The organism is Streptomyces sp. NBC_01381 (assembly GCF_026340305.1).
Lineage (GTDB): Bacteria > Actinomycetota > Actinomycetes > Streptomycetales > Streptomycetaceae > Streptomyces.
In genome coordinates, this window is the sequence record NZ_JAPEPI010000002.1 from 3,182,233 (window position 1) to 3,206,966 (window position 24,734).

Here is a 24,734-nt window from a genome sequence, read left to right on the forward strand (position 1 = left end):
CAACCCCCCATGGAGGTACTGAGTGAGAACCCCACAGTTGCGCACGCGCCGCCTCGTCATGGCCGGAGCGAGCGTCGCCGCCCTGGTCGCGGGAAGCCTGACCATGGCGAACACCAGCACCGCGGCACCCACCCCCACTGCCGACACCCTGTCGTCGGCCGCCGCAGGTGACCTCGCGACATCGCTGGCCGCCGACCTGAAGGGCGACACGGCCGGCGCGTACTACGACGCGAAGGCGCGGAACCTGGTCATCAACGTCGTCGACGAGGCCGCGGCCGAGCAGGTGCGCGAGGCGGGCGCCGTGGCCAAGGTGGTCAGCCACACCAAGACCGCGCTCGAAGCGGCGAAGATGGAGCTCAACGCCAGTTCCGTGCCCGGCACTTCGCGTGCCGTCGACCCCGTGACCAACAAGGTCGTCGTCACCGCCGACAGCACCGTCAAGGGCGCCGAACTGCGGAAGCTGAAGAAGGCCGTCGCCGCGCAGGACGGCAAGGCCGTGCTCAAGCGGACAGCGGGGAAGTTCTCGCCGCTGATCGCGGGCGGCGACCCGATCTACAGCTCGGGCGGCCGCTGTTCGCTCGGCTTCAACGTCGTCAAGGACGGCGCGCCGCACTTCCTCACCGCGGGCCACTGCACCGAACTCGCGGGCACCAGCTGGTCCGACAGCCAGGGCGGCGCCGAGATCGGCCAGGCCGTCGACTGGACGTTCCCCGGAGCCGACCACGCCCTGGTGAAGTACACGGCCGATGTGCCGCACCCGAGCGAGGTCAATCTCTACAACGGCTCCACCCAGCAGATCACCGGCGCGCGCGAGGCCGTCGTCGGTGAGCAGGTACAGCGCAGCGGCAGCACCACCCAGCTGCACGACGGCTCCGTGCAGGGACTCGACGTCTCGGTCTCCTACCCGCAGGGCACCGTGGACGGTCTCATCCAGACCGACGTGTGCGCCGAGCCCGGTGACAGCGGCGGCTCGCTCTTCGCGGGCAGCGACGCACTGGGCCTGACCTCCGGCGGCAGCGGCAACTGCTCGTCCGGCGGCCAGACGTTCTTCCAGCCGGTGACGGACGCCCTCGCGGTGTACGGAGCGCAGATCGGCTGACCTGAATCGCACCGGAGCACGGGTTGGCCGGAGCACCGGATAGCCGGGCGAGGAGTCGGGAAGGATGGTCCCGGTGCGGTCGTGATCACCGATCGCGCCGGGGCGGTCCCTCTCCGATGTGAGGGGCGGCCCCCTTCCGGGGCAGGGGACGGTCCCTTCCGGTGCGAGAAGGGTGCAGCGATGACACATTCGGCCCCAGGACGGCTCGTCATCTCGCGGGCGACGCCCGACGACTGGCGGACGGTCGTCGAATGGGCGGCGGGCGAGGGATGGAACCCGGGTCTCAGAGACGTGCCCTCCTTCTTCGCGCAGGACCCCGAGGGATTCTTCATCGGCCGGGTGGACGGTGAGGCGGCCTCCGCGATCTCGGTCGTCAACTACGACGACCAGTACGCCTTCCTGGGCTTCTACCTGGTCCGCCCCGACCTGCGGGGCCGGGGCCACGGCCTCGCCACCTGGAACACGGCCCTCGCCCACGCGGGCAGGCGGACCGTCGGCCTCGACGGCGTCGTCACCCAGCAGGACAACTACCGCCGCTCGGGCTTCGAGTTCACCCACACCACCATGCGCTACCTGGGCCCCGCACCCACTGGCGCGCCAACTCCCGCGAACATCCGGCCCGTTGAGGCGGCCGGGCTGCGCGCCATCACCGCGTACGACGCCGCGAGCCATCCCGCCGACCGCCCGCGCTTCCTGGACCCCTGGCTCACCGCTCCCGGACACCGCGCCCTCGCCCGCATCGTCGACGGCCGCGTGACCGGGTACGGAGTGCTGCGCCCCGCCCGCGAAGCCCTGCGCATCGGGCCGCTGTTCGCCGACACGCGCGCCGACGCCGAGGCGCTCTTCGACGCGCTGACCGCCGAGGCGGACGGCGCTCCGGTCGCCATCGACGTGCCCGAGACACAGCCCGAGGCCGTCGCCCTCGCCGAGAGCCGCGGCCTGAAGCCCACATTCGAGACCGCCCGGATGTACACGGGCCCGGTCCGGCCGCTCGCCCAGGAGCGGGTCTTCGGCGTCGCGACGCTGGAGCTCGGCTGACGCGGCGGGCCGGACCCCACCGGGCCCGGCCCGCACGCCATCGCCCTACGTGATCGTCAGCCGCTGCTTCGCCTTCGCCTCGGAGCTGTTGCCGACGTACAGGTCCACCGCCCCCGCCTCGACCCGGAATTCACCGCCCTCGGCGTTCGTCCAGAACCCGAGGTCATCGGCGCCGAGCAGGAAGCGGACCGTCGTCGACTTGCCCGCTCCCAGCGTCACCCGGCGGAACCCGCGCAGTCTGCGCACCGGCTGCGCGATGCTCGCCGCGATGTCGTGGACGTACAACTGGACGACCTCGTCGCCCGCCCGGTCACCGGTGTTGGCGACCGTGACCGAGACCTCCACGGTGTCGCCCGTGCGCAGGGCGCCCGCCGAGACGCGGTCGCGGCTCAGCTTCGGGGCGCCGGTCTCGAAGGTCGTGTAGCTGAGCCCGTGGCCGAAGGCGAACTGCGGCTCCGGCGGCAGGTCCAGATACTTGGACGTGTACTTGTTGTCCGCGGCGTACGGACGGCCCGTCGACTCCCGGTTGTAGTGGACGGGGATCTGGCCGACCGTACGCGGGAACGAGACGGGCAGCTTGCCGCCGGGAGCGACCTCGCCGAACAGCACGTCGGCGATGGCGTTCCCGGCCTCGAGCCCCGGGTGCCAGGCCTCGAGAACGGCGGGCGCCCTGTCCAGCCAGTCGCCGATCGTCAGCGGGCGTCCGTTGACCAGGACCACCACGAACGGCTTGCCCGTCCCCGCGATCGCCTCGATCAGCTTCTCCTGCGCGCCGGGCAGGCCGATGTCGCTGCGCGCCGCCGCCTCGCCGCTCATCGCCGGGGGCTCACCGACCACCACGACGGTGACATCGGCGCCCTTGGCCGCGGCGACCGCCGCCGGGATGCCACGGGTGTCCTTGCCCTCCGGGTCGACTCCCTTCGCGTACGTCACCTTCGCGTCCGGAGCGGCGCGCTTGACCGCGTCGAGCACCCTCCCGGCGGGGAACTTCTTCGTGGCGCCGGGGAACGTCCAAGTCCCAAGCAGATCCTCGGAGTTGCCGAACGGCCCGACGACCGCGATCGACCCGGTGGACTTCTTGAGCGGGAGTGCCCGGCCGGCGTTCTTCAGGAGCACCATGGAGCGGGCCGCCGTCTCGCGGGCCGCCTTGCGCGCCGCCGCGGAGGGCTTGTCGATGGCGGTTCCCTCGTCGACGTACGGATGCTCGAAGAGCCCCAGGGCGAACTTCAGGTTCAGGATCCGCGCGACCGCCTCGTCGAGCCGCCGCTCGCTGATCCTTCCGCCGCTCAGCAGCTTCTTGCCGTGCTTGGCCAGGTCCGTGCTCGCCATCTCCATGTCGACGCCGGCGTTGAGCGCGAGACGGGCCGCGTCGGCGCCGTCCTCGGCGAAGCCGTGCGCGATCAGCTCGTCGACGCCGTTCCAGTCGCTGACGACGAATCCTTCGAAGCCCCACTCCTTGTGCAGTACGTCGATGAGGGTGTGGGAGTTGGCGTGCGCCGGGACGCCGCTGATCGTGTTGAAGGAGGCCATCACCGTGGCCACCCCCGCGTCCAACGCGGCCTTGAACGGCGGCAGATACAGATTGCGCAGCCGGGACTCGGACACGTCGACGGTGTTGTAGTCACGGCCGCCCTCGGCCCCGCCGTACGCGACGAAGTGCTTGGCGCAGGCGGCGATGCGGTCCTTGTCCGCCAGGCCCGCACCCTTCTCGCCCTGATAGCCCTCCACCTTGGCCACGGCGAACGCCGTCGTCAGATACGGGTCTTCGCCGCAGCCCTCGGCGACGCGGCCCCAGCGCGGCTCGTGCGTGACGTCCATCATCGGCGAGAACGTCCAGTGCACGCCGTTCGACCGTGACTCCTTCGCGGAGATCTCGGCGTCCCGCCGGGTGACCTCCGGGTCGAAGCTCGCCGCCTGGGCGAGGGGGATCGGGAACGTGGTCCACAGACCATGGATGACATCGAGCCCGAAGAGCAGCGGGATGCCGAGCCGGGACTCCTCGACGGCGATGCGCTGCAGGGCGTTGCTGTTCTCGGCGCCGAAGATGTTCAGTACGGAACCGAGCCGTCCCGCGCGCGCCGCGTCCTCGACGTCCTTGGTCTCAGTGCCGCCGGGGCCCGTGCTGACGGCCCACGGCAGTTGCTGCAGCTGGCCCAGTTTCTCTTCGACAGTCATACGGTCGAGCAACTTCTTGACCCTCGGGTCGGGGCGGCTCCGCCGCTGTGGCGCGGCCTGGGCGCTTCCCGTACCGGCGGCGGTGAAGCCGCTTCCTGCAACGGCCGTGCCGCCGATCGCGGACAGCAGAGAACGCCTTCGTAGCTCTCGCATGTATTCGCTTTCTCGAATCAGGAAGTCGGTAACGGTACCTCTTTCCGATGCCTGTCCCGGTGAAGCTTGACCTCAAGAAAGCTTGAGGTTCTAAGTTCCTCTCATGAGCATGGAAACGACAGCCTGGACCCAGCTGCAGAGCGTCATGAACGCCGAGCAGGACAGCCGCCCCTTCGCCCGCGCCACGCTGCGCCGCATCGGCAGGTTCGCCCGCCCGCACCGGCGCCGCATCGCCCACTTCGTACTCCTGAGCGTCGTGACCGCGCTCCTCGCCGTCGCGACCCCCGTTCTCGCGGGCAATGTCGTGAACGCGATCGTCTCTGACGGAGAGTCATCTCTTGTCGTCCGGTACGCCCTGCTCATCGCCGCCATCGCCATCGCCGAGGCGGGACTCGGCCTGCTCAGCCGCTGGCTGTCGGCGAACCTGGGGGAGGGGCTCATCCTCGACCTGCGGACCGCCGTCTTCGACCACGTACAGCGCATGCCCGTCGCCTTCTTCACCCGCACCCGCACCGGCGCGCTCGTCAGCCGCCTCAACAACGACGTGATCGGTGCACAACGCGCCTTCAGCAACACCCTCTCCGGGGTGGTCGGCAACATCGTGACCCTGCTTCTCACCCTCGCCGTGATGCTGACGCTCTCCTGGCAGATCACGCTCCTCGCGCTCGTGCTGCTTCCGGTGTTCGTCGTGCCCGCGCGCCGCATGGGCTCCCGGATGGCCAAGCTGCAGCGGGAGGCCGCGCACCACAACGCGGCGATGGGCACCCGTATGACCGAGCGGTTCTCCGCTCCGGGCGCCACGCTGATCAAGCTCTTCGGGCGGCCCGGCGCCGAGTCGGCGGAGTTCGCCGCGCGGGCCCACCGGGTGCGGGACATCGGCGTCCGTACGGCCATGGCGCAGTCCGCGTTCATCACCGCGCTCACCCTCGTCTCGGCCCTCGCGCTCGCTCTCGTCTACGGCCTGGGCGGCTACTTCGCCCTGGAGGGCACGCTGGACGCGGGCGCGGTGGTCTCCCTCGCCCTGCTGCTCACCCGCCTTTACGCGCCGCTGACCTCCCTCGCGGGGGCGCGGGTCGAGGTGATGAGCGCGCTCGTCAGCTTCGAGCGGGTCTTCGAGGTGCTCGACCTGAAACCGCTGATCGACGAGAAGCCGGACGCCCGTGAGGTCCCCTCGGGGCCGGTGGCGGTGGAGTTCGACGACGTCCGCTTCGGCTACCCGTCCGCCGACAAGGTCTCCCTCGCCTCCCTCGAAGAGGTCGCGTCCCTCGACACCCGCGGCGGCGACGAGGTCCTGCACGGACTGTCCTTCCGCGCCGAGCCCGGCCAGACCGTCGCGCTCGTCGGCTCCTCCGGAGCGGGCAAGTCGACGATCGCACAACTGCTGCCGCGCCTGTACGACGCCGACGCGGGGACCGTCCGGATCGGCGGGGTCGACGTCCGTGACCTCACGGCGGTGTCCATGCGCCAGACGCTCGGCATGGTCACCCAGGACGGCCACCTCTTCCACGAGTCGGTCCGCGCCAACCTGCTGCTCGCCCGCCCCGAGGCCACCGAGGACGACCTGTGGGACGTCCTGCGCCGGGCCCGCCTCGAAGACCTCGTGCGCTCCCTGCCGGACGGCCTCGACACGGTGGTCGGCGAGCGCGGCTACCGCCTCTCCGGCGGTGAACGCCAGCGCATGACCATCGCCCGGCTGCTCCTGGCCCAGCAGCGGGTCGTCATCCTCGACGAGGCGACCGCCCACCTGGACAACACCTCGGAGGCCGCGGTGCAGGAGGCCCTCGCCGAGGCGCTGGAGGGCCGCACCGCGATCGTCATCGCGCACCGCCTCTCGACGGTGCGGTCCGCCGACCAGATCCTCGTCGTCGAGGCCGGGCGGATCGTGGAGCGCGGGACGCACGAGGAACTGCTCGCGGTCGACGGGCGCTACGCGGAGCTGTACCGGACGCAGTTCGCGGCCAAGGGCGAGGACGTGGGGGCGGGAGTGGTGAAGGGCGAGGACGTGGAAGTGGCGGCGTAAGGGCCAGGCCTCACGGCTCATGCGGTGTACCGGCGTCTCTGGGCGCCGGTTCGCCTCGTCTCAAGGCCGCCGCGGGGCAGGTTCCGGCGGCGGTGGGACGCGGCCGGCGGGACGGCGCTGAACTCCAGCGCCACCGGCCGTGGTCCACGGCGTCCGCGGCCAGGACCTGATCGCGCCGCGGGCCTGCGGCGCGCTCTCCGCGAGAGGCAGGGGCGCCGCCCGCCGGTGCGCATGCGGAACGGCTCGTGTGACACACCGGCGTCTCAAGGACGCCGGTGTGCCGCATCTCAGAGCCGCTTCGACTTCTGGTGGCCGGATTCCTGCTCCGCCCCCACGAGCCGCAGCACCCCGCCCGAGGCGGGAGCGCGCCCATGGCGCATCGCCGTCGCCACCATCAGGCCCGCGAAGGCCACCGCCGATGCCAGGCCGAACGCGAGCAGGTAGCCGGTCTCCGCGTACAGGATCCGGTCCTCGTCCGAGTCGTCCACCAGGTACCGGGCGAGGACCGCGCCCAGGAGCGTCACCCCCGTCGCCTGCCCGAGGTTGTTGGCCACGCCCATCAGGCCCGCGCCCACCGCCGTGCGATCGGCGGGCACCGCCTCCACCACCAGGTTGGACACGCCGACGAAGAAGCAGCCGAAGCCCACGCCCATGAACAGCGCGGCGAGCAGCAGTTGCCAGAGCGCGGTGTGCAGCAGGGCGAGGGTGAGCGTGGTGGCGGACAGGCCGCAGAGGGCGACCATGAGCGTGTACCGGGGGCCGCGGCGCCCGGCCAGGAGCCCGCCGAGCGGCCCGCACGCCGCGCCGATCAGCCCCTGCGGGACGAGGAACACCGCGGCGCCGAGCACACTCATCCCGAAGCCGTAGCCGAGCGACGTCGGCGTCTGCACCAGCATCGGCATCGCGAAGGCCGTCCCGCCGATCGCGAAGGCGCCCGAGAACGCCGCGACGAGCGTCCAGCGCAGCGCGGGCCCGGTCAGCAACCGCAGGTCGATCAGCGGCTCTGCGGTGCGCAGTTCACGCCGTACGAAGCCGGCCAGGAGAAGGAGGGAGCAGCCGAGGGTGGCCAGCGTGGGCGCCGATGCCCAGCCCCAGCCGCCGCCCTGGCCGATGAACAGCAGCAGGCCGCCCGCGCCGATGCCGAGGAGCAGACCGCCCGCCGCGTCGACGCGGCGCCAGTCGGCGCGTGGCCGGCGGACCGGCGACTCGGGCAGGGCGCGCGCGAACCACGGGATGAGGACGGCGACGTAGACGAGGGCGAACCAGAACACCGCCCGGTAGCCGAAGGCCTGGCCAAGGGCGCCGCCGGTCAGCGGGCCGATGATCGCGCTGAGACCGATCCCCGTGGTGACGGCACCGAGCGCCACCGGGACCACCCGCGCCGGGAAGATGTCACGGATCAGGCCGTACGCGGCCGGGGCCATCACCAGGCAGGTGCCCTGCACGGCGCGGCCCGCGAGCAGGACCGGGTAGGACGGCGCCAGCGCACAGATCAGTGAGCCGGCCGCGAAGAGCCCGGCCGCGTACAGCATCATGCGCTTCTTGCCGATCACGTCGGCGACACGGCCGAGCAAGGGCTGCGCCACCACTCCCGTCAGGCTCACCACGGTCAGCGTCCAGCCGATGGAGGGGGTGTCGAAGGCGTCGGACATCAACGGCAACACCGGGTAGATCAGCGTGAGTTCGAGCGCGGTGACTTCCGTGAGCAGGATCAGCGGGACGAGCAGGATGGCGTACTGGGCCGGGGAGAGGCCGTCGGGCAGAGGGGTGTCCTCGGGGGAGGGGGAGGGATCTGGCATGGCTGCGTCGCACCGCCGATCGTCTCTGACTGACCGATATGACTGACCGTCAAGTCGCTTGCGATTGCTGCGAGTTCAGTGTTTAACGCACTTGCGTTGAAGGGGCAAGGTCTGCACACTTGCCGACGTGACCGATCCCCACCAGAACCCCGCAGCCACCCGGGTCCGGCTCATCGAGACCGCCGAGCGGCTCTTCGTCGAACGCGGCATCCACGCCGTGTCGCTGCGCGAGATCGCCGCGGCGGCCGAACAGCGCAACACCTCTGCCGTCGCCTACCACTTCGGCGACAAGCGGGGCCTGGTGACGGCTGTCTACGCACACCGGCTCGGCCCGACCAACGAGGGCCAGCTCCACCGCCTCGCCGTGCTCGACGAGGAAGGGCGCGGCAAGGAACTGCGCGGACTCGTCGAGGTGTTCGTCCGCCCCATGGCCGACCGGATCACCCGGGCCGCGGCCGACCCGGACGCACCGCCCAGCTACTTCCTCCGCTTCGTCGCGCAGGCCCTGTACGTCGAGGACATCGCCCCCTACGACCTGGCCGCCGAGACCTGGACCCGCGCGCTCGACCGCCTGTACGCCCGCATCGACGCCTGCCTCACCGAGCTCCCCGAACCCGTCCGCGCCGACCGCTGGCGCATCTTCGTCGGGCTCACCCTGCACACCCTCGCCGACCACGAACGCGCCCTGCAGCACGGCGCGGCCAAGCCGGGACGCCGTACGGACCTGCTCGTCGCGAACCTCGTCGACGCGGCGGTGGCCGTCCTCACCGCGCCCGTCGCCCCCGCGACGCGCGCCCTCATCGAGCCGGACGTCCCACGTGAACCGGAGGCCCCCACCGATGACTGACCACGGCCACCGCCACCCGGTCGGCCCACGCCCCGCCCCCGACGCCCCGGACGTCGTCGTCATCGTCCTCGACGACCTCGGCTTCGCCCAACTCGGCTGCTACGGCTCCGACATGGCGACGCCGAACCTGGACCGCCTGGCCGCCGACGGGCTGCGCTTCAACCGCTTCCATGTCACCGCGATGTGCTCACCGACCCGCGCAAGCCTGCTGACCGGCCGCAATCACCACGCCGTCGGCATGGGCTTCCTCGTCGACCTGCCGATCGCCCACCCCGGCTACACCGCACGCCTCCCGAAGTCCGCCGCACCACTTCCCCGCGTCCTGCGCGACGCCGGCTACTCCACCCTCTCCGTCGGCAAATGGCACCTCACCCCGCGCTGGGAGCGCACCGCGTCCGGCCCCTTCGACCGCTGGCCGCTCGGCTACGGCTTCGAGCGCTTCTACGGCTTCCTGCAGGGCGACACCAACCACTACGCACCGCGGCTCGTCCGTGACAACCACTACACCGAACCCCCGGCGGGCCCCGACGACGGCTACCACCTCACCGAAGACCTGGCCGACGCGGCGATCCGCATGATCCTCGACCAGAAGCAGGCCACCCCCGACAAGCCCTACTTCCTCTACTTCCCGCTCGGCGCGACACACGCCCCGCACCACGTGCCCAGCGCCTGGAGCGACCCCTACCGAGGCCGCTTCGACCAGGGCTGGGAGCGCTGGCGCGAGGAGACCTTCGCCCGGCAGACCGCCTTGGGCGTGGTGCCGGGGAACACGGAACTCTCGCCCCGCCCGCCCTGGATCCAGGACTGGAGCGAACTGGACGGGGACGAACGGCGGATCTTCGCACGCATGCAGGAGGTATACGCCGGGTTCCTCACCCACACCGACGTCCAGATCGGGCGGCTGCTCGACTTCCTGCGCCGCACCGGCCGCCTCGACAACACCCTCGTCCTGGTCCTCTCCGACAACGGGGCGAGCGCGGAGGGCGGCAGCCTCGGCACCCTCAACGAGCACCGCTTCACCGCGCGTTCGGGCGACAGCGCCGCCCGCAACCTCGCCGCGCTCGACGACTGGGGCGGCCCCGCGACCTATCCGCACTACGCGTGGGGCTGGGCCTGGGCCGGCAACGCCCCGCTGCGGCTGTGGAAGCGCTACACCTGGCTCGGCGGCACCCGCGCCCCGCTCATCGCCCACTGGCCCCGCCGCGTCCCCGACCCGGGCGCGATCCGCCCCGCGTTCACGCACGCCGTCGACCTCATGCCGACGATCCTCGACGCATGCGGGATCGAGGCGCCGACGGAGGTCGACGGGGTGCCCCAGCAGCCGGTGGACGGCCGCAGCCTGCTGGGTGTCCTCGGCGACCCGGACCACGCCCAACTGCCCACCCCCACCCAGTACTTCGAGATGCTCGGCTCCCGTTCCATCGTGCACGGGGAGTGGAAGGCCACCACGGACCACGTCTCGCGCGGCGTCGAGGACGAGGAGCGGCTCCTGCCGGGCAGCCGCGACTTCGCGGCCGACCGGTGGTCGCTGTTCCGCCTCACGGACGACTTCGCGGAGGCGCACGACCTGGCGGACCAACACCCTGATGTCGTACGGAAGTTGGTGACTCTCTGGGACGCGGAGGCTGAGCGCAACCAGGTCCTTCCCCTCGACGACCGCATGCAGGAACGCCTCACCGCGATGATCCCGCCCGCCTGGCCGCCACCCGCCCGTGCCTCCTACGCTCCGGGCGGCACCCCGGTGCACGACGAGGCGCTGCCCCTCCTCTTCGGCGGCTTCGAGCTGACCGCCGACGCCGAGGTGCCGGACGGCACGGTGGCCGCCGGGGTGCTGTGCGCGCTCGGCGACCTCAACGGCGGGTTCGTTCTGTACGCCGACGGGGGCCGCCTCGCTTTCGCCTGCTCCCGCGCCGGTGACCTGGACCGGGTGGTGGCGAGCGAACCGCTCGGCGCGGGCAGGCATCGGCTGGGTGTGCGGTACGACGTGGGCCAAGAGGGCAAGGAACAAGGGGAGTTCACCCTCCACGTGGACGGCGAGGACATCGCGACCACGTCCCTCGGCGGCCCGTTCCCCTACACCTTCCAGCACGGGGGCGCGGGCCTCTCCGTCGGCCACGACCGAGGGCTCTCGGTCGACCCGGAGCGCTACCGGCCCCCGTTCGCGTGGCGCGGCCCCCTGCACGAGGTGGTCGTCGACACCACGCGGGGGAGGGGGCGGGCCAAGCGGTCGGCCGATGACGAACTGCGGGCGGCGCTGCACAGCGACTGACGGGTCAGCCGACGTCACCGCGTGTGGGGCCCATCTTGAGACCGTCGACCCAGTGCACGGACTCCACGTCCGTGATGGTGGAGCCGTAGGTGCCCCAGCGCGGGACGTTGCCCTTCAGGTCCCAGGTCCTGGTGCCCTGCCGGTCGGCGACCTGCTTGCCGTTGACGTACAGGGAGAAGGAACCGGCGGTCGACGACTGGGCGTTGATGCCGAGCTCGATCTTGTTCCAGGTGCCCGGCGTCCAGGGGACGCTGCCGACCAGGACCCACTCCTCGCCCGGTGCGACGTACCAGATCTTCAACTGGCTGTTCTCGACCTTCATGATGACCGGGTAGTTCTGGTCGTGCTCCGAGCCGGTGCCCCACGACTTCCACTGGAAGACCGTCTGGGCGTTGCCGGTCTTGGTCATCGACTCCCAGCCGAACCAGTAGGTTCTGCCGGCCGAGAGGGTGCGTCCTGCGATGCCGTGCCCTTCGCACCGTTCGGATCCCGGCCGCTTGGTGAAGCCGAAGATCTTGCCGCGGCCGTCGTTCCAGTCCGGCTGGTAGACGTACGACGGCGCGTCGCAGAGGACCGAGGCGAAGACGGCCGTGCCGCCGTTGTCCGCGTCGCCGTTCCATTCGACGGCGGCTTGGGCGGGAGCGGCCAGGACGAGGGAGGCCGCCGTGGCGGCGATCGCCACGGGGACGAGGAATCGCATGCGCATGGACTTCTCCTGGGGGAGGGGGGAATGGCCTCATGATGCTTGCTGGGCCCTGTTGCTCGGCAAGGTTGGGATTCCGGTTGACCGAGGTCAACGCTCGTCGAGCATTCGGTCAACAAGCGGGCAGCAGCAGTCAGCCGGCCGTTGTGGTGGAGGCTCCGCACGACGCGCGCACCCGCAGGCGCGGCAGCAGCTCGATGTGCGCGCTCCGGGTATCGGGCTCGGTCAACTGCCGAAGCAGCAGCCGCACGGCGGTGTCGCCCATCGCGTGCTTCGCCGGGGCGATTGAGGTTAGGGGCACATCGGCCAGCGCGGCGAGCTCGTCGTCGTAAGCGACGATCGCGAAGTCCTCGGGCACCCGCAGGCCGCGGGCCGTCAGGCGCTGGAGCAGATTGATCGCGTCGGCGTCGGTGTGCACGATCGCGGCCCGCACCCCGTCGGACGCCGCGAGCTCCAGGAGCCGGTCGGTGTCCCGCTCGAAGGTGTCGAATCCGCCGGGACCGGCGGCGTCGAGCGGGGACAGGTCGTCCTGGGCGAAGCCGAACGAGCTGATCGCGGCGCGGTAGCCGCGGCGCAGATGCGGCGAGGTGTGCGTGGTCCTGGAGAGCAGCGCGATACGCCGGTGCCCGAGCGCGGCGAGATGGCGCACCGCCGACGCGGCACCCTCCGCGTGCGCGGAGCCGACCCGGCCGATGTCGGCGCCGCGCGAGCCGGTCGGTATCCGCCGTTCCACGAGCACCGCGGGGACGGGGAGGGCGATGAGCTCCCGCAGCGCGTCCTGATCCGGTCCTTCGATGCCCCAACTGGGCGTCAGGAGCAGGCCGGTGGCGCCGGCCTCGACGAGGGTCTCGATCCGCCGGGTGTCCTCCTCGCCGCGGTAGTCGGTGGTCCCGACGAGCAGCCGGGCGCCCAGGGCGGCGGCCGCGGCACGGGCGCCGCGGATGACCGAGGGGTAGAAGTAGCCGGTCGCCGGCACCACCATGCCAAGGACGAGGCCGCTCTGCGCGGCGCCGGCAGCAGGCGCGGCCGCGGTCGCCGGCGCCGAGCGGGCGAGCCGGGCCTCGTGCGGACTCAGCTGGGCGGTCGGCCAGTGCACCGAGCCGTGCAGCCGCCGCAGCCGCCCCGCCTCGGCCAGCGTGGCGACGTCACGCCGGGCGGTCTCCACCGACACCCCGAGCCGCGCCGCGAGCTCGACGACGCGCACGCTTCCGCGCTCCCGCACGAGGCCGAGCACCCGCTTGTGCCTGGCGTCCACGCTCTCCCGCATCGGCTTCCTCCCGCCGTGGTGACGGAATTATGGCCGAGGAGTGCCTTCCGCACCGGTGATGCGGTGCGGCCCTGGTGGGAACCCGCGGCGCGACATGAAATGCACATTCAGCCCTTGACCTGCAAAAACGCGGGCAGGGAGCCTAGATTCCGGAGTGCTCTGACGCTTCGCACCATGTTCAGGTCCAAGATCTAGCATCTCGGCGTTTGTGCAGGTCAGAGGCATAATGGGGCCGCTCAGGTCAGCAAATGGTCAGCATGGGGTGCGGGAGCGCTCGGGCTCGCTGACCTGGTGACCGCCGCGGCGGGGGCCTGGGCGCAGATGCCTGGCTCTCGTTCGGAAGGTTCGCTACGTGGCTCGACAGTTCGCCCGCGGTATGGGCTCGTTCTTCAAGGACTGCGGTTGTGCCAGGCCGACCCGGTGCCCGCACCCGTACACAATCCGTTTCCGCAACGGTCTAGGGAAGCAGCTCGAGGAGGGCGGCTTCGACACGCAGGACGACGCGATCGAGCGCCTCACGCAGATCTACGCGGAGAAGAAGCGCACGGCGCCGTCTGTCGCGGAAGCGCGCCGGGAGCTGGGACAGAAGCAGCTCTATCAACGTCCATATCGTTCCGCGCCTAGGTTTCACGGAAGCTGATATCCGTCACCCCCATTGTGGTGGAGCGTTTCCTGGACGAGTTGGAGGCCGACGGCGTTGGCCGGGGCAATCAGGTCAACATACTGCGCACGCTCAAGGCGATCCTGCGGGACGCCTATGACAAGGGAGCGATGGCGGCACCATCGCGACGGTCTCCCGCGTGATCTCTAGCCGCGAAAGATCCTCCCCGGCCTCCTCCAGCCGGACGGCCAACTCCACAGCCTCAGCCTGGAGTTCCTCCACTCGCTGCCGAGCCGCAGCCTCCCGCGCCTGAAGCTCATCCGGCAAAGACACCATGGCGCCCCACCTCAACCCCGCCACGTAGAAGCACAACGGCGCCACCACACACCAATCAGCGTCTTCCCAGCTCAGGCCACCCTCGGCCGTCACTTCAGAGGATCCACACACGAACGAGATCCTGCGATGACTGCGAACGGGGAACGGGGAACGGCCGGACACCTGGTGATGACCCGTCAGAACTGCCGGCCAGCCGCATGGCGCTGAGGGTCTTGCGCCCGGCCGGTCGGGTGGGTCAGGGCCGGTTGTACCACTCACACGCGAGCGTCGTGTACGCCTCGAGGCAGATCCTGACGGACGCCGCCCCGCCGGGCACATCCGCAGGGGACTCGGCATTGAACTGGTATGTCACGTTGCACCGAGTGCCGCTGCTCCAAGTGCTCAGTTCGTTGCCAGAGGCACCGTACGTGCTGAACCACACCCTGCTGCAGCTGACGGACCGGTGTGTTCCTGCGGCCCTGACCGACCGGTCGCGCCAAGTCAGGGTGCCACGGACGGAGTTGGCGCCGATCGTGATGTCGAAAGAGGTGCTCGGGTAGGGGGCTGTCTGCGCGCCGGCGGCGGGAGCGCCCAGCAGGGTGCCCGCGGTCAGCACGATGGAACCGAGGGCGGCGGCGAGATGAGTCTTCATGCGATCTCCAGGATGGGGACTACAGGGCGCGACCGCGGTCGCGTGCGGCATCAACCGGTTGAAGGGAAACAGGGCGGTGGTGAACCGGCTCGGCAAAGTCGCGGCCCGTTTCGCGGCGATGATTCTCATCGCCGCGATCAACGCACGGCTGTGGCCTGCCGGATGTGTCAGCCCCGCCCCCCCCCCGGACGGCCCACCCAGGACACCGGCAACGTCCTGGACGACTACCAGATCCGCCGCTGTCCCGGCCGGCACCGCCGCATGACCCTCAGCTGACAAACAATCACCACAAAGACCGCTGCAGTACTAGTGCAGGCCGGCGATGCAGTAGTAGCCGGCGCGGTAACAGGTCTGTCCCTTGAGGTAGTTCCCGTTTTCGTCGGTCATGTAGACCCAGACGTTGTCGGACCCACCGACGACGTTCGCGGCAAGGGCGAAGTCCGCCGGCCCGGATCGATTGCACCAAGTGCTGCTGCTCTTGAAGTCCAGAGAGGTGCTACCGGCGAACGCCCGCGCGTAGACCCGCCGACAATTGCTGGCCTTGAACCATGCGTCGATGCCGACCGACCGGTTGGACCAGCTGACCGTGCCTTCGTAGTCGCTCGCCCCATACTCAATCGAGACGGTGGCGGCAGCGGCGACGGCGGTCGCGGGTGTCGCCGTGAAGGCCAACCCGGCAACCGACGCGGCTGCGGTCACGGCCACGCCGACCTTCCTCGTGCGGCTCTTCACCTTCGATGCGTCCTTCAACCTCACCATGACACCACTCCCAGGTTCCTCGAGTGCCGGATGCGCAACCTCACCGTCGTGCGGAGGCGACCGCCTCAGATCGGGCAGTGAACGTTGCTGCCGTTGTTCGGCAACACGACTCCACCACGCGGGGACCTCAGGCCGGAAAGCATTTGAGCAGGTTCAAATCCATCGCGACGACTGCTAGCGTCGGGGCGGTGCTCACCCTGCGTGTAGACGCCAATACAGTGTCCAGGACACGGTTGGCGGCTTCCCCTGCTTCGGAATCCATGGCGTGGCTGAGACTCACCGCCGCGTCGGGACGGCACCCGGTCTTCGGGGATCCTGGACCACTCGCCCGAGCATCACTTGCCCATCCCGACGTTGCCTTGCTCGTAGACCTGTTGCCGCAAAACGGCGACACCTACAGACCTGACCTGCTCACCCCTCAGCCAGGAACGGACGCACAGCGCCGCGACCTGATCGACGAGCAGATCGCGCAAATCGAGGCCGTAGCGCAGGACGACCTCGAAACCCAGGTCTTCACCCACACCCGGACCCACTGGAACAGGCCGCTGCTGGCCACCACCCGCCGGATCGCGGAGTCGGGGCGGATGCAGCGCCATCTCGCCAACGGTCTCGCCCGGTTCTGGCGCGATACCTTGGCCGAGGGCTGGTCCGAACTGCGCTCGATCATCGATCAGGACATCGCCCACCGCGCGACAGTCATCGCCACCCACGGCGTCGGCCGGGCGCTCGGAGCACTCCACCCCGACATGACCTGGGCAGGCGACGCGATCACCCTTGCCAAGCCGTGGGATGCCGAAATCGATGCCGCCGGCCGGGACTTGGTCCTCACCCCCAGCGTGCTCAGCCGGCCCGCCGTCATCATCCAGGTCGACACCCCCGGGCAGTTCGTCTTCTACTACCCCGCCCAGCGGATCGGAGCCGACCGGGATCGCAGGTCCGGAAAGATCGCGCAAGTGGTCGGCAACGCCCGAGCGGCCTTGCTGGCGGACCTCGAAACCGCCCGGTCCACCGCGGAACTCGCCGCCCGATCCGGATACACCCCGGGCACCGTCTCCTACCACCTCAGCGCCCTGCACCGCGCACGCCTCGTCACCAAGGTCAGAGACGGGCGCTACGTGTTGTACCAGCGGACCGCGCATGCGGCAGGACTCCTGGAAGAAGCCCATTGCAGTACTCGCCGCTCCTCGCTCTGACGGTTACCCGCCGCTGATCGCCGAGGGCTCTCCAACCCGGAGATCGCCGGCCGGCCGCATGTCACTGAGGAGACGGTGAAGACCCCGCCCCTCGGCGTCGATTCGGAAGCTGACGCAGAGCAAGTGACCGCTCACGTAGGGGAGTTGCAGCACTGGAGATCGAGTGTGTTACCCATACGCAATCCCGAGGGCAGGACAAGAGCCCTGGCCGGTGGCAGGATGCACCGCAGCTTGCGCAGCACACAGCGCTGTTGATCTCGCTTGCGCCCTGGTTCGAGCCTGCCCTGGAGGTCCTGTGTCCGCTCGTCCCCCGAAATCCGTTCGTTCCCCGGTGGCTGCCATAGCCCTGACCGCAGTCGCCGGCCTGCTGATGACGGGCTGCACCAGCACCAAGTCCGACAGCGACGGCGACAAGGGCGGCTCGGGGATCAAGCTCGTCTCGTCCGGCAAGATCAAGACCTGCACGCATCTGCCCTATCCGCCGTTCCAGTCGAAGAAGGACGGCAAGATCGTCGGCTTCGACGTAGATCTGGTCGACCTGGTCGCCAAGGAGCTGGGGGTCGAGCAGGAGATCGTCAACACACCCTTCGAGGGCATCGAAACCGGCCAGGACTTCAACATCCGCAAGTGCGACCTGGCCGCCGCAGGCATGACGATCACCGACGAGCGCGACAAGGTCATGGACTTCTCGGACCCCTACTTCAACGCCACCCAGGCGCTGATCACCAAGAAGGGGCAGCCCTACAAGACCTTCGAGGATCTCAAGGGAAAGAAGCTCGGCTACCAGAAGGCCACCACCGGCGGCATCTACGCCAAGAAGGAGAGCAAGGGCCTCGACATGGAGCTCGTGGAGTACGAGGACGTCGGCTTGCTGCTCACGGCGGTCAAGGCCGGCAAAGTCGACGCGGGCATCAACGACAACGGCGTGCTCTTCGAATACATCAAGGACAACCCGGACACCGAGGTGACCGCGGAGTTCGACACCGGTGAGAAGTACGGAATCGGCTTCCGCACGGGCAACGACTCACTGCGCACGAAGGTCAACGAGGTCCTCAAGGAGGCCCGGACCGACGGCAGTTACGACAAGATCTACAAGAAGTGGTTCGGCACCACTCCGCAGAGCTGACCTCGAGCATTCAAACGGCTGACCAGAGGAGTTCTGCACGTATGTCCATGTCCCGACGGCGGCGGGCACGGCTGTTCCGCGGCGTCCAGTACGCCGTGCTGCTCATCGCCATAGCCGTGTTCGCGCTGGTGGCCGACTGGGGGACACTGCGCCAGGCGTTCTTCGACGTGGAGATCGCCAAGGCGCTGTTCCCCGAGGTGATCACCACCGCGCTGGTCAACACCGCCTACTACACACTGCTCGGCTTCGGCTTCGGCCTGGGGCTCGGCATCGTGCTGGCGCTGATGCGGCTGTCCACGGTGCCTCCGTACCGCTGGATCGCGATCGCCTATATCGAGTTCTTCCGCGGCGTTCCCTCCCTGCTGGTGTTCATCGCGCTCGGCTTCGGTGTGCCGCTGGCCTTCGAGGTCGCGCTCGACATGCACATCACGGTGATGCTGTCTCTGGGCCTGGTGGGCGCCGCCTATATGGCCGAGACGATCCGCGCGGGCATTCTGGCGGTGCCCAAGGGGCAGACGGAGGCGGCCCGTTCGCTGGGCATGTCACCGGGGCGTGCGATGGTGTCGATCGTGATGCCGCAGGCGTTCCGGATCGTGCTGCCGCCGCTGACCAACGAGCTGATCCTGCTCACCAAGGACTCCTCACTGGTGTATCTGCTCGGCCTCTCGCTCGGCCAGTTCGAGCTGGCCAACTTCGGCCGGGACGCGCTGAACGAGCACAAGAGCCTGACCCCGATCCTGATCGCCGGACTGCTGTATCTCGTCATCACCCTCCCGCTCGGCCATCTGGTGCGGCGGCTCGAGGCCCGTACGGCGAAAGCCAGGTGAGCACCATGAAGTTCGACAAGGCACCCGACGCGCCCGCACCTTCGGGCCAGGCGATCGAGGTGCGCGAGCTGCGCAAGTCGTTCGGTGATCTGGAGGTGCTCAAGGGCATCGACCTGACGGTCGGGCGCGGTGACGTGGTCTGTGTCATCGGCCCTTCGGGCTCCGGCAAATCGACCCTGCTGCGCTGCGTCAATCTTCTGGAAGAGCCCACGTCGGGCACGGTGACGGTGGCCGGCACGGAGGTCACCGACCCCGATGTGGACATCGATCGCGTACGCCGTCGGATCGGCATGGTCTTCCAGTCCTTCAACCTCTTCCCGCACCTCACGGCGCTGGAGAACCTGACCATCGCGCAGCGCCGTGTGCTCCGGCGCGGCAAGGAGGAGGCGGAGCGCATCGCGCGGGCCAACCTCGCGCGGGTGGGCCTCGTCGACAAGGAGCAGTCCTATCCGGCGCAGCTCTCCGGCGGCCAGCAGCAGCGGGTCGCGATCGCTCGGGCGCTGTCCATGGACCCCGAGTTGATGCTCTTCGACGAGCCGACCTCCGCGCTCGACCCCGAACTGGTCGGGGACGTACTCGCGGTGATGCGCTCGCTCGCCCAGGAGGGGATGACGATGCTGGTCGTCACCCACGAGATGAGCTTCGCGCGCGAGGTCGCTGACCGGGTGGTCTTCATGGACGACGGAGTGATCGTCGAGGAGGGCACGCCCGAACGTGTGGTGGGCGACCCGCAGCACGAGCGGACCCGGACGTTCCTGGCGCGCGTACTCGATCCTGCGGCGGCGGAGATGGGCGAAGTCCCGGACACAGGACCGCACGAGAAGCGCGTGGACCGCTGAGCGCACCTCGGACCTGCACGGATAAGAGGATCGGCGGGGCTGCCAGACACATTTCCCCGCGTTCTCGGGAACCCCTCATCGACACCGGCCTCAAGGGTTACGCCGACAAGGCGTATCAGGGCGCGGACCGGAACGTCCGCGTCCCGTTCAAGGGACGCCGGCTCAAGCGATGGCAACGACGACACAACGCCACCCACGCCAAGACGCGCTGCGTCGGCGAACCGGCCATGTTGAAGTCGCAAGGGTTTGCGCGGGGGCTCTTCCCAGACAGAGGGGGGGTGGATCGGATTTTCAGCAGACGGCACAGCGTTCGCCACGCTGGGCACCGCTCAACCCCGGTACACCACCCGCCCCGGCAGCTCCCGGCCGTCGATGCGCGCCCACAACCGCAGTCCGGCGAGCACCTGGCCCTTGCGTCCGCCGGCGTCCAGCGGAATGTCGTTGCCACCGGTGCGCTGCCGGGCGTCGCGGTAGGAAGAAGGGGCGAGGACCTCCACGGCGGCCTCGACTCCGCTGCCCTGCACTCTGCGGCGCAGCCCCAGCACGGCCCTCTGTGATGCCTCGGCGACCTCGGCCCACCAGCTGCCCGGGGCCGCCGGCGGCAGGTGGATCACGGAGCACAAGGCCTCATCCATCGCCAGGGCGGCCCGCAGCTCTGCCGGGGAGTCCTGGGGCGCGCGGGCGAGCCGCGTGATCCGGTGGGAGGTCTCTTGCCGGTAGGCACTGCGGTGTTCCTGAGCGTGCAGGGGAAGCACGCCTCGGTGGGTGAGGTTCTCCAGGCAGTGGTTCAACCGATCGTCCAGGCCGGCCATTCCGGCCACCCAGCCGGCGAGCTCGACCCACACGTCCATCGTCGAGCAGCTGTCCGCGCCCGGCATGCGTCGAGCGCCCTCGACCTCGGCGGCGGCCAGCGCCCAACCAGCCTTGTTGCCATGGGCGTTCAGTCGCACTCCGGGTACGCCGAAGGCAGGCATCGGAGGAACCAACACCTGCTCACGGTCGCGCGCCCACCACTCGATCCACTGCTCATCGGCGGGGCCGGCCGCCACCACCGCGAGCGACCGGGTCCGGTCCCGCCACGTCGCCGCGTACGCGGCGGGCAGTCGAAGCAACGTCGTATGGAACCAGAGCCAGAGGGCCGGGGTGTCGGCGCCGGCGTCAGGGGAGCCGGGGAGCCGGAGCGGTCCGAGGTAATCGGCGGCTTCCGGGCTCTTCGTCAATTCGCCCGCCAGGGCGAGGAGTTCGCCATCTGCCGCAGGAGCTGCGGACACGGGCTGCGCTGCCGGGACACGGACCGGCCCAGTGTTCCTCGCCGCCCCGGGCAAACCCGTCCCCGACGCGAGCAGTGTGTCCAACTCCCGCAGGGCGGCCCGGCACTGATCCGCACCCGCGTCGTCGGGCCAGACGTCGATGAGCTCGCTCAGGGCGGTGTGCAGCCCGGAGAGCTGGGACCGGGCCACGGTGCCGAGCCGTGAACCGGGGGTCAGGCACAGCGCGCGCAGCGCGTCCACGGCGTTCAATGCCTGCCGTTGAACGGATCGCGCTCGGCGATGTGCTCGGACGTCGCGTCCTCCATGGTCACCCGGAACACCGCCCCCGGGTTGGTCCACATCTCGGCGACGGAACCCGCCTCCCAGTACGGCACCGGCAACCGGTGCACCCGCAGGCCCCAGTGCTCGTCGAGTGTGGCCACGTACTTGCTCCCTCCATGCGTCGCGTCTTGTCCGTGCCATCCCTCACGGCCCGGAGCGGGGACGATGTCGATGAGTTCCATCTCCCGGTCCGGTTCGCCGGGCCTGCGCAGATAGAAGATCCAGCCGTCGTGCCCCGGAGGCTCAAGGGGCTTGCTCTGCATGCCCCGCACGGCGGCTGCTCCGGGCGCACCGCTTCCCCGGAGCCACTTGTCGAACCGGTCACCGGGAGGCTCAAGAGGAGGGCCGTCCGAGAGCGGCGGCTGATCGGTTGCCGGGAGCCACGGGTTCTCGGTGAGCCTGAAGACGACGGTTCCCGCGTCCGGCCGGTCCCCGGCCACCCGGTTGTCGGCGACGATCTCGACGGGCGTCCACGGCGTGTCCGCTCCACCGTCGAGATCCACCCGGACCGACGTCTCGCCCCCCACCTCATAGTGTTCCTCGCCGCGCGCCAGGTGGATGTCCAGGTTCAGGTCGGCGTCGACCTCCAACTGGAACTTCACCTGGTTCACCCACTCGTCCATGTTCAGGACGAAGCCCGGCTCCTCACGGCGCACCCAGGCGTCGGGGTCGAAGGCGCCCCACGCCTGCCATTTGGGGCCGGTGTTGCGGTGGATGCGCAGACTCTCGGTCAGGTTCGTCCACTTGCTGCGCACCGCCCAGGCGCCGTCGGGTCCGATCGGGCTCAGCTCCGTGCTCATCGTCAGGAGCGTGTCCGTCGGCTCGCCCGCCTCCAGCTGGAAGGTGGGACCGAAGTCGCAGGGCAGGTAGTAGCTGAGGTTGTCCACCTCGATGCGCAGGACGTAACGGCCCCGGCCCAGAACGCCGTGCGCAGCCTGCTCGGCGTGGGCGAATCGACGAATGTGGTAACCCCAGCATGCCCCGATCGAGGTGGCGAGTTTGCCGTACTCCTCCTCCACCTCGATCCCTGCCGGGTTCCATCGCACCTCGGTCTCCTGGCGCAGCCGTCGTTCCAGAGAACGGCGGACCAGGGGCATCCGGCTGCTCTTGCCGGTGAGGAAGATCCGGTCGAGCTCCTGGTTCTCCTTCAGGGCGTTCTTCGCTAGGGAGGCGACGAGGTCCGTGATCTCCTTCAGGACTGGCTTCATCAAGCCCTCGAACGTCTCCGTGTCCATCCGTGGCGCCCACTCCATGTCCTCTGCGCCCTCCGCGTCCTCCGCCGGCTCGGGCGCGTGGAGTCGTCCCAGGACCGCGTCAAGGGTTTCGGGAAGCGGCTGGTGGACGGCGTCTCCCGCGCCCAGGCGGATCTTGGCCTCCTCCGCCATCCGCCACAGCAGCCAGAACGTCTGCTCCGACTCCTCCCGGGGCCCGCCCAGGACGCGGTCCCCGGCCCAGCGAGTCGGGACGACTTGTTCCACGAGGTCGTGCGGGTATTTGTCCTCGTCGGGGCTCCGGCTGAGCAGCGCCCCCTCCAGATACCGCCCGTCCACGACGTAGTCCTTCTCCTTCCGTGCGGCGAGGACCAGCTCGTAGCGGTCAGGCCACCGGGTCAGCAGGTGATCCGCGAAGGCCGCCTTGTACCAGCGGAAGAGGCGCAGCGTCATGAGGTCGCCGCCCAGCTGGAGGTTGCCGGTCGAGCCGAGCAGCGTCGGAGTGAGGACGTAGAGGCGCCCGGTGAACCTGGTGTCCTGGCCGGGCGCCGGGTCCGGGGTTCCGTCTCGCAGCTGCAGGTTGATGACGGCGAGGTCGGTGGTGCCGCCGCCGACGTCCACCACCAGGATGTTCTGCCGCCAGAAGTGCTCCCTGCCGGGCGTCGGCCGACAGCGGGCCCGGAACGCCTCGACGCCGGCCGCGAAGTCCCCGCCGAAGTCGCGCATGATGAAGAAGAGGGCCGCCGCCACCGCCTCGTCGAACCGGGTGTCCACGATCGTGACACCCAGCCCGTCGACCTCCTCGGTGCCGGACCCGACCAGTTCGCGCAGCCGGCGGCGTACCGCGGGCGGGGCGACGGTCGGGTACGTCATGACGACGTGGTCGATCTTTCCCTGATGGAGCTCCTTGGGGTTGGCTCCGATGTACTCGTCGCTCTGGTCAAGCAGGTAGCGGAGCCCTTCACGGATGAGGTCGTCGGCGGTGGTGGGAGAGCCGTCCTGGCGGGTCGGCAGTTCCGGCAGCTCGTGGTCGCGGGCGAGGTACTGCTTGAGGCCCCGGTACGCACGCGGCGTGCTCTCCTGCCGCGTACCCACCGCGATCCGCTCCTCGCCCATCCGCACGCGCAGTTCGGGGAAGGTGTCGACCACCTCGATCCGGCTGGCGAGTTCGTTGCCGCCGGACTGGTCCAGGTCGGCGGGAAAGAGCCGCAGCACGTCCAGCGGCACCTCGCTGAAGGCCCGGTCGTAGCAAGCGTGCAGCTTTGGGGCGACCTCGCGGCGCAGCCGCTCGTCCCGGGCTGCGAGCCGTAGTTCGAGGGCGGTGTACAGCGCGTGCAGCCAGTTCTCGCCGCCGTACCCGCTCTCCAGCGCGTCGGCCAGGGTGTGCCCTGGGCCGTCGCCCTCGGACGGGCCGCCGGTGCCGTATCCACTCAGGTACGAGGTGCCGAATGCCGTGCTGTCGGCCTGCAGCAGCTGGCGGACGACATCGCCGAGCAGCTCTCGCCACTGGGCACGCTCGGGTCCGGGGACGGCCGGGTCGGACAGCAGCGAGACGAGTTCCGCGCGCAGCCTCGTCTCCTGGTTCCGGGACATGGCGCGTACGGCGAGTTGCTGCATGTCGTGGACGGTGACCGTGGAGTTGGTGGTCCCGAAATCAACGGCCGCGAAGCCGAGGTGACGCACCACGCCGGTTGCGACTCGGTCCATGCGTTCACCCCGCCGCGCGGTGACGGTCTCGGGAGCGGAGTGGACGGTGGGGTCCTCGGTTTCCGTGCCGGTCCCGGTCTCCGGAGGCCGTTTCGTCAACGGCTCGTCGGGGAGCATGGCTTGGGGGAGATGGAGTGTGGTGGAGAGCTCGATGGTGCGATGACTGTCGCCCACCGGATCTCCGCCGGCCGTGTTCATCTCGTGGTACGTGATCCGCAGCAGGACGGGCAGGTCGGTCCGGCCCGGCGGGACGGACAGCGAGACGGGGCCGGAGCCGCGCAAGGCCACGGGTTTGTCGATGACCCTGCCGTTTGCCTCGCTCCACAGTTCGCGCAAGGCGTTGAGCTGTGCCTTGGGCAGTTCGGGAGGTGCGACGACCTCGATGAGACGAATCAGTGCGGCGCTTCCGGACGACGGCACCAGCCGCAGTGCGGGCGGTTCCAGGGCAGTCGTCTCCCCGGTCAGGGTGAAGCCGTCCCCGCCGGGATCGGCCACACAAGACGGCCCCGACGAGACGAAGTGGGTGTGCAGTCCCATGGTGG

General features: G+C 69.8%; 18 protein-coding genes. 10 read left to right on the forward strand and 8 right to left on the reverse strand.

Annotation, left to right across the window (positions count from 1 at the left end):
• Positions 1-58: 58 nt before the first annotated feature.
• Positions 59-1,099: a S1 family peptidase gene (locus OG453_RS35555; protein ID WP_266873249.1), complete on the forward strand. Its 1,041-nt coding sequence runs from the start codon at positions 59-61 to the stop codon at positions 1,097-1,099.
• Positions 1,100-1,279: 180 nt separating this feature from the next.
• A complete protein-coding gene (locus tag OG453_RS35560; protein ID WP_266872667.1) occupies positions 1,280-2,137 on the forward strand; it encodes a GNAT family N-acetyltransferase in 858 nt (285 codons plus the stop codon).
• 45 nt (positions 2,138-2,182) lie between these two features.
• Here the strand turns inward: OG453_RS35560 and bglX are convergent, their stop codons facing one another.
• Positions 2,183-4,312: a beta-glucosidase BglX gene (bglX, locus tag OG453_RS35565; protein ID WP_266872668.1), complete on the reverse strand. Its 2,130-nt coding sequence runs from the start codon at positions 4,310-4,312 to the stop codon at positions 2,183-2,185.
• A gap of 256 nt (positions 4,313-4,568) precedes the next feature.
• On the opposite strand from bglX, the gene OG453_RS35570 reads away from it, so the two are divergent.
• Entirely contained in the window at positions 4,569-6,485 is a 1,917-nt protein-coding gene (locus OG453_RS35570; RefSeq protein WP_266872669.1) for an ABC transporter ATP-binding protein, read from the forward strand.
• Positions 6,486-6,772: 287 nt separating this feature from the next.
• On the opposite strand, the gene OG453_RS35575 is transcribed toward OG453_RS35570, so the two are convergent.
• Positions 6,773-8,284 carry an MFS transporter gene (locus tag OG453_RS35575; RefSeq protein ID WP_266872670.1) on the reverse strand — a complete coding sequence of 504 codons (1,512 nt, stop codon included), beginning with the start codon at positions 8,282-8,284 and terminating at the stop codon, positions 6,773-6,775.
• A gap of 127 nt (positions 8,285-8,411) precedes the next feature.
• On the opposite strand from OG453_RS35575, the gene OG453_RS35580 reads away from it, so the two are divergent.
• Positions 8,412-9,131, forward strand: coding sequence for a TetR/AcrR family transcriptional regulator (locus OG453_RS35580; protein WP_266872671.1), 720 nt, complete (start codon positions 8,412-8,414; stop codon positions 9,129-9,131).
• On the forward strand, positions 9,124-11,400 hold the full coding sequence (locus OG453_RS35585) for an arylsulfatase (protein ID WP_266872672.1): 2,277 nt from the start codon (positions 9,124-9,126) through the stop codon (positions 11,398-11,400). The genes OG453_RS35580 and OG453_RS35585 overlap by 8 nt, the downstream gene beginning before the upstream one ends.
• Before the next feature lie 4 nt (positions 11,401-11,404).
• On the opposite strand, the gene OG453_RS35590 is transcribed toward OG453_RS35585, so the two are convergent.
• Entirely contained in the window at positions 11,405-12,106 is a 702-nt protein-coding gene (locus tag OG453_RS35590) for a heparin lyase I family protein (RefSeq protein ID WP_266872673.1), read from the reverse strand.
• Positions 12,107-12,236: 130 nt separating this feature from the next.
• Positions 12,237-13,370, reverse strand: a complete 1,134-nt coding sequence (locus OG453_RS35595; RefSeq protein ID WP_266872674.1) for a LacI family DNA-binding transcriptional regulator — start codon at positions 13,368-13,370, stop codon at positions 12,237-12,239.
• Between the two features lie 352 nt (positions 13,371-13,722).
• On the opposite strand from OG453_RS35595, the gene OG453_RS35600 reads away from it, so the two are divergent.
• Positions 13,723-14,010 carry a hypothetical protein gene (locus OG453_RS35600; protein WP_266872675.1) on the forward strand — a complete coding sequence of 96 codons (288 nt, stop codon included), beginning with the start codon at positions 13,723-13,725 and terminating at the stop codon, positions 14,008-14,010.
• Between the two features lie 532 nt (positions 14,011-14,542).
• Here OG453_RS35600 and OG453_RS35605 read toward each other — a convergent pair.
• Entirely contained in the window at positions 14,543-14,938 is a 396-nt protein-coding gene (locus OG453_RS35605; RefSeq protein ID WP_266872676.1) for a hypothetical protein, read from the reverse strand.
• 306 nt (positions 14,939-15,244) lie between these two features.
• The gene (locus OG453_RS35610; RefSeq protein ID WP_266872677.1) at positions 15,245-15,697 is read right to left on the reverse strand and encodes a hypothetical protein; all 453 of its coding nucleotides are present in this window, start codon (positions 15,695-15,697) and stop codon (positions 15,245-15,247) included.
• Positions 15,698-16,071: 374 nt separating this feature from the next.
• On the opposite strand from OG453_RS35610, the gene OG453_RS35615 reads away from it, so the two are divergent.
• From OG453_RS35615 to OG453_RS35630, 4 genes are all read left to right on the forward strand, one after another.
• Positions 16,072-16,890, forward strand: a complete 819-nt coding sequence (locus OG453_RS35615; RefSeq protein WP_266872678.1) for a helix-turn-helix domain-containing protein — start codon at positions 16,072-16,074, stop codon at positions 16,888-16,890.
• A gap of 370 nt (positions 16,891-17,260) precedes the next feature.
• Positions 17,261-18,016, forward strand: a complete 756-nt coding sequence (locus OG453_RS35620) for an ABC transporter substrate-binding protein (RefSeq protein WP_266873250.1) — start codon at positions 17,261-17,263, stop codon at positions 18,014-18,016.
• A 41-nt stretch (positions 18,017-18,057) separates the two neighbouring features.
• Positions 18,058-18,843 carry an amino acid ABC transporter permease gene (locus tag OG453_RS35625; protein ID WP_266872679.1) on the forward strand — a complete coding sequence of 262 codons (786 nt, stop codon included), beginning with the start codon at positions 18,058-18,060 and terminating at the stop codon, positions 18,841-18,843.
• A 5-nt stretch (positions 18,844-18,848) separates the two neighbouring features.
• Positions 18,849-19,682: an amino acid ABC transporter ATP-binding protein gene (locus tag OG453_RS35630; RefSeq protein WP_266872680.1), complete on the forward strand. Its 834-nt coding sequence runs from the start codon at positions 18,849-18,851 to the stop codon at positions 19,680-19,682.
• 329 nt (positions 19,683-20,011) lie between these two features.
• Here the strand turns inward: OG453_RS35630 and OG453_RS35635 are convergent, their stop codons facing one another.
• Entirely contained in the window at positions 20,012-21,193 is a 1,182-nt protein-coding gene (locus OG453_RS35635) for a hypothetical protein (RefSeq protein WP_266872681.1), read from the reverse strand.
• 5 nt (positions 21,194-21,198) lie between these two features.
• Positions 21,199-24,729 (reverse strand): Hsp70 family protein, encoded by a 3,531-nt coding sequence (locus OG453_RS35640; RefSeq protein ID WP_266872682.1) that lies wholly within the window; start codon positions 24,727-24,729, stop codon positions 21,199-21,201.
• Between the last annotated feature and the right edge of the window lie 5 nt (positions 24,730-24,734).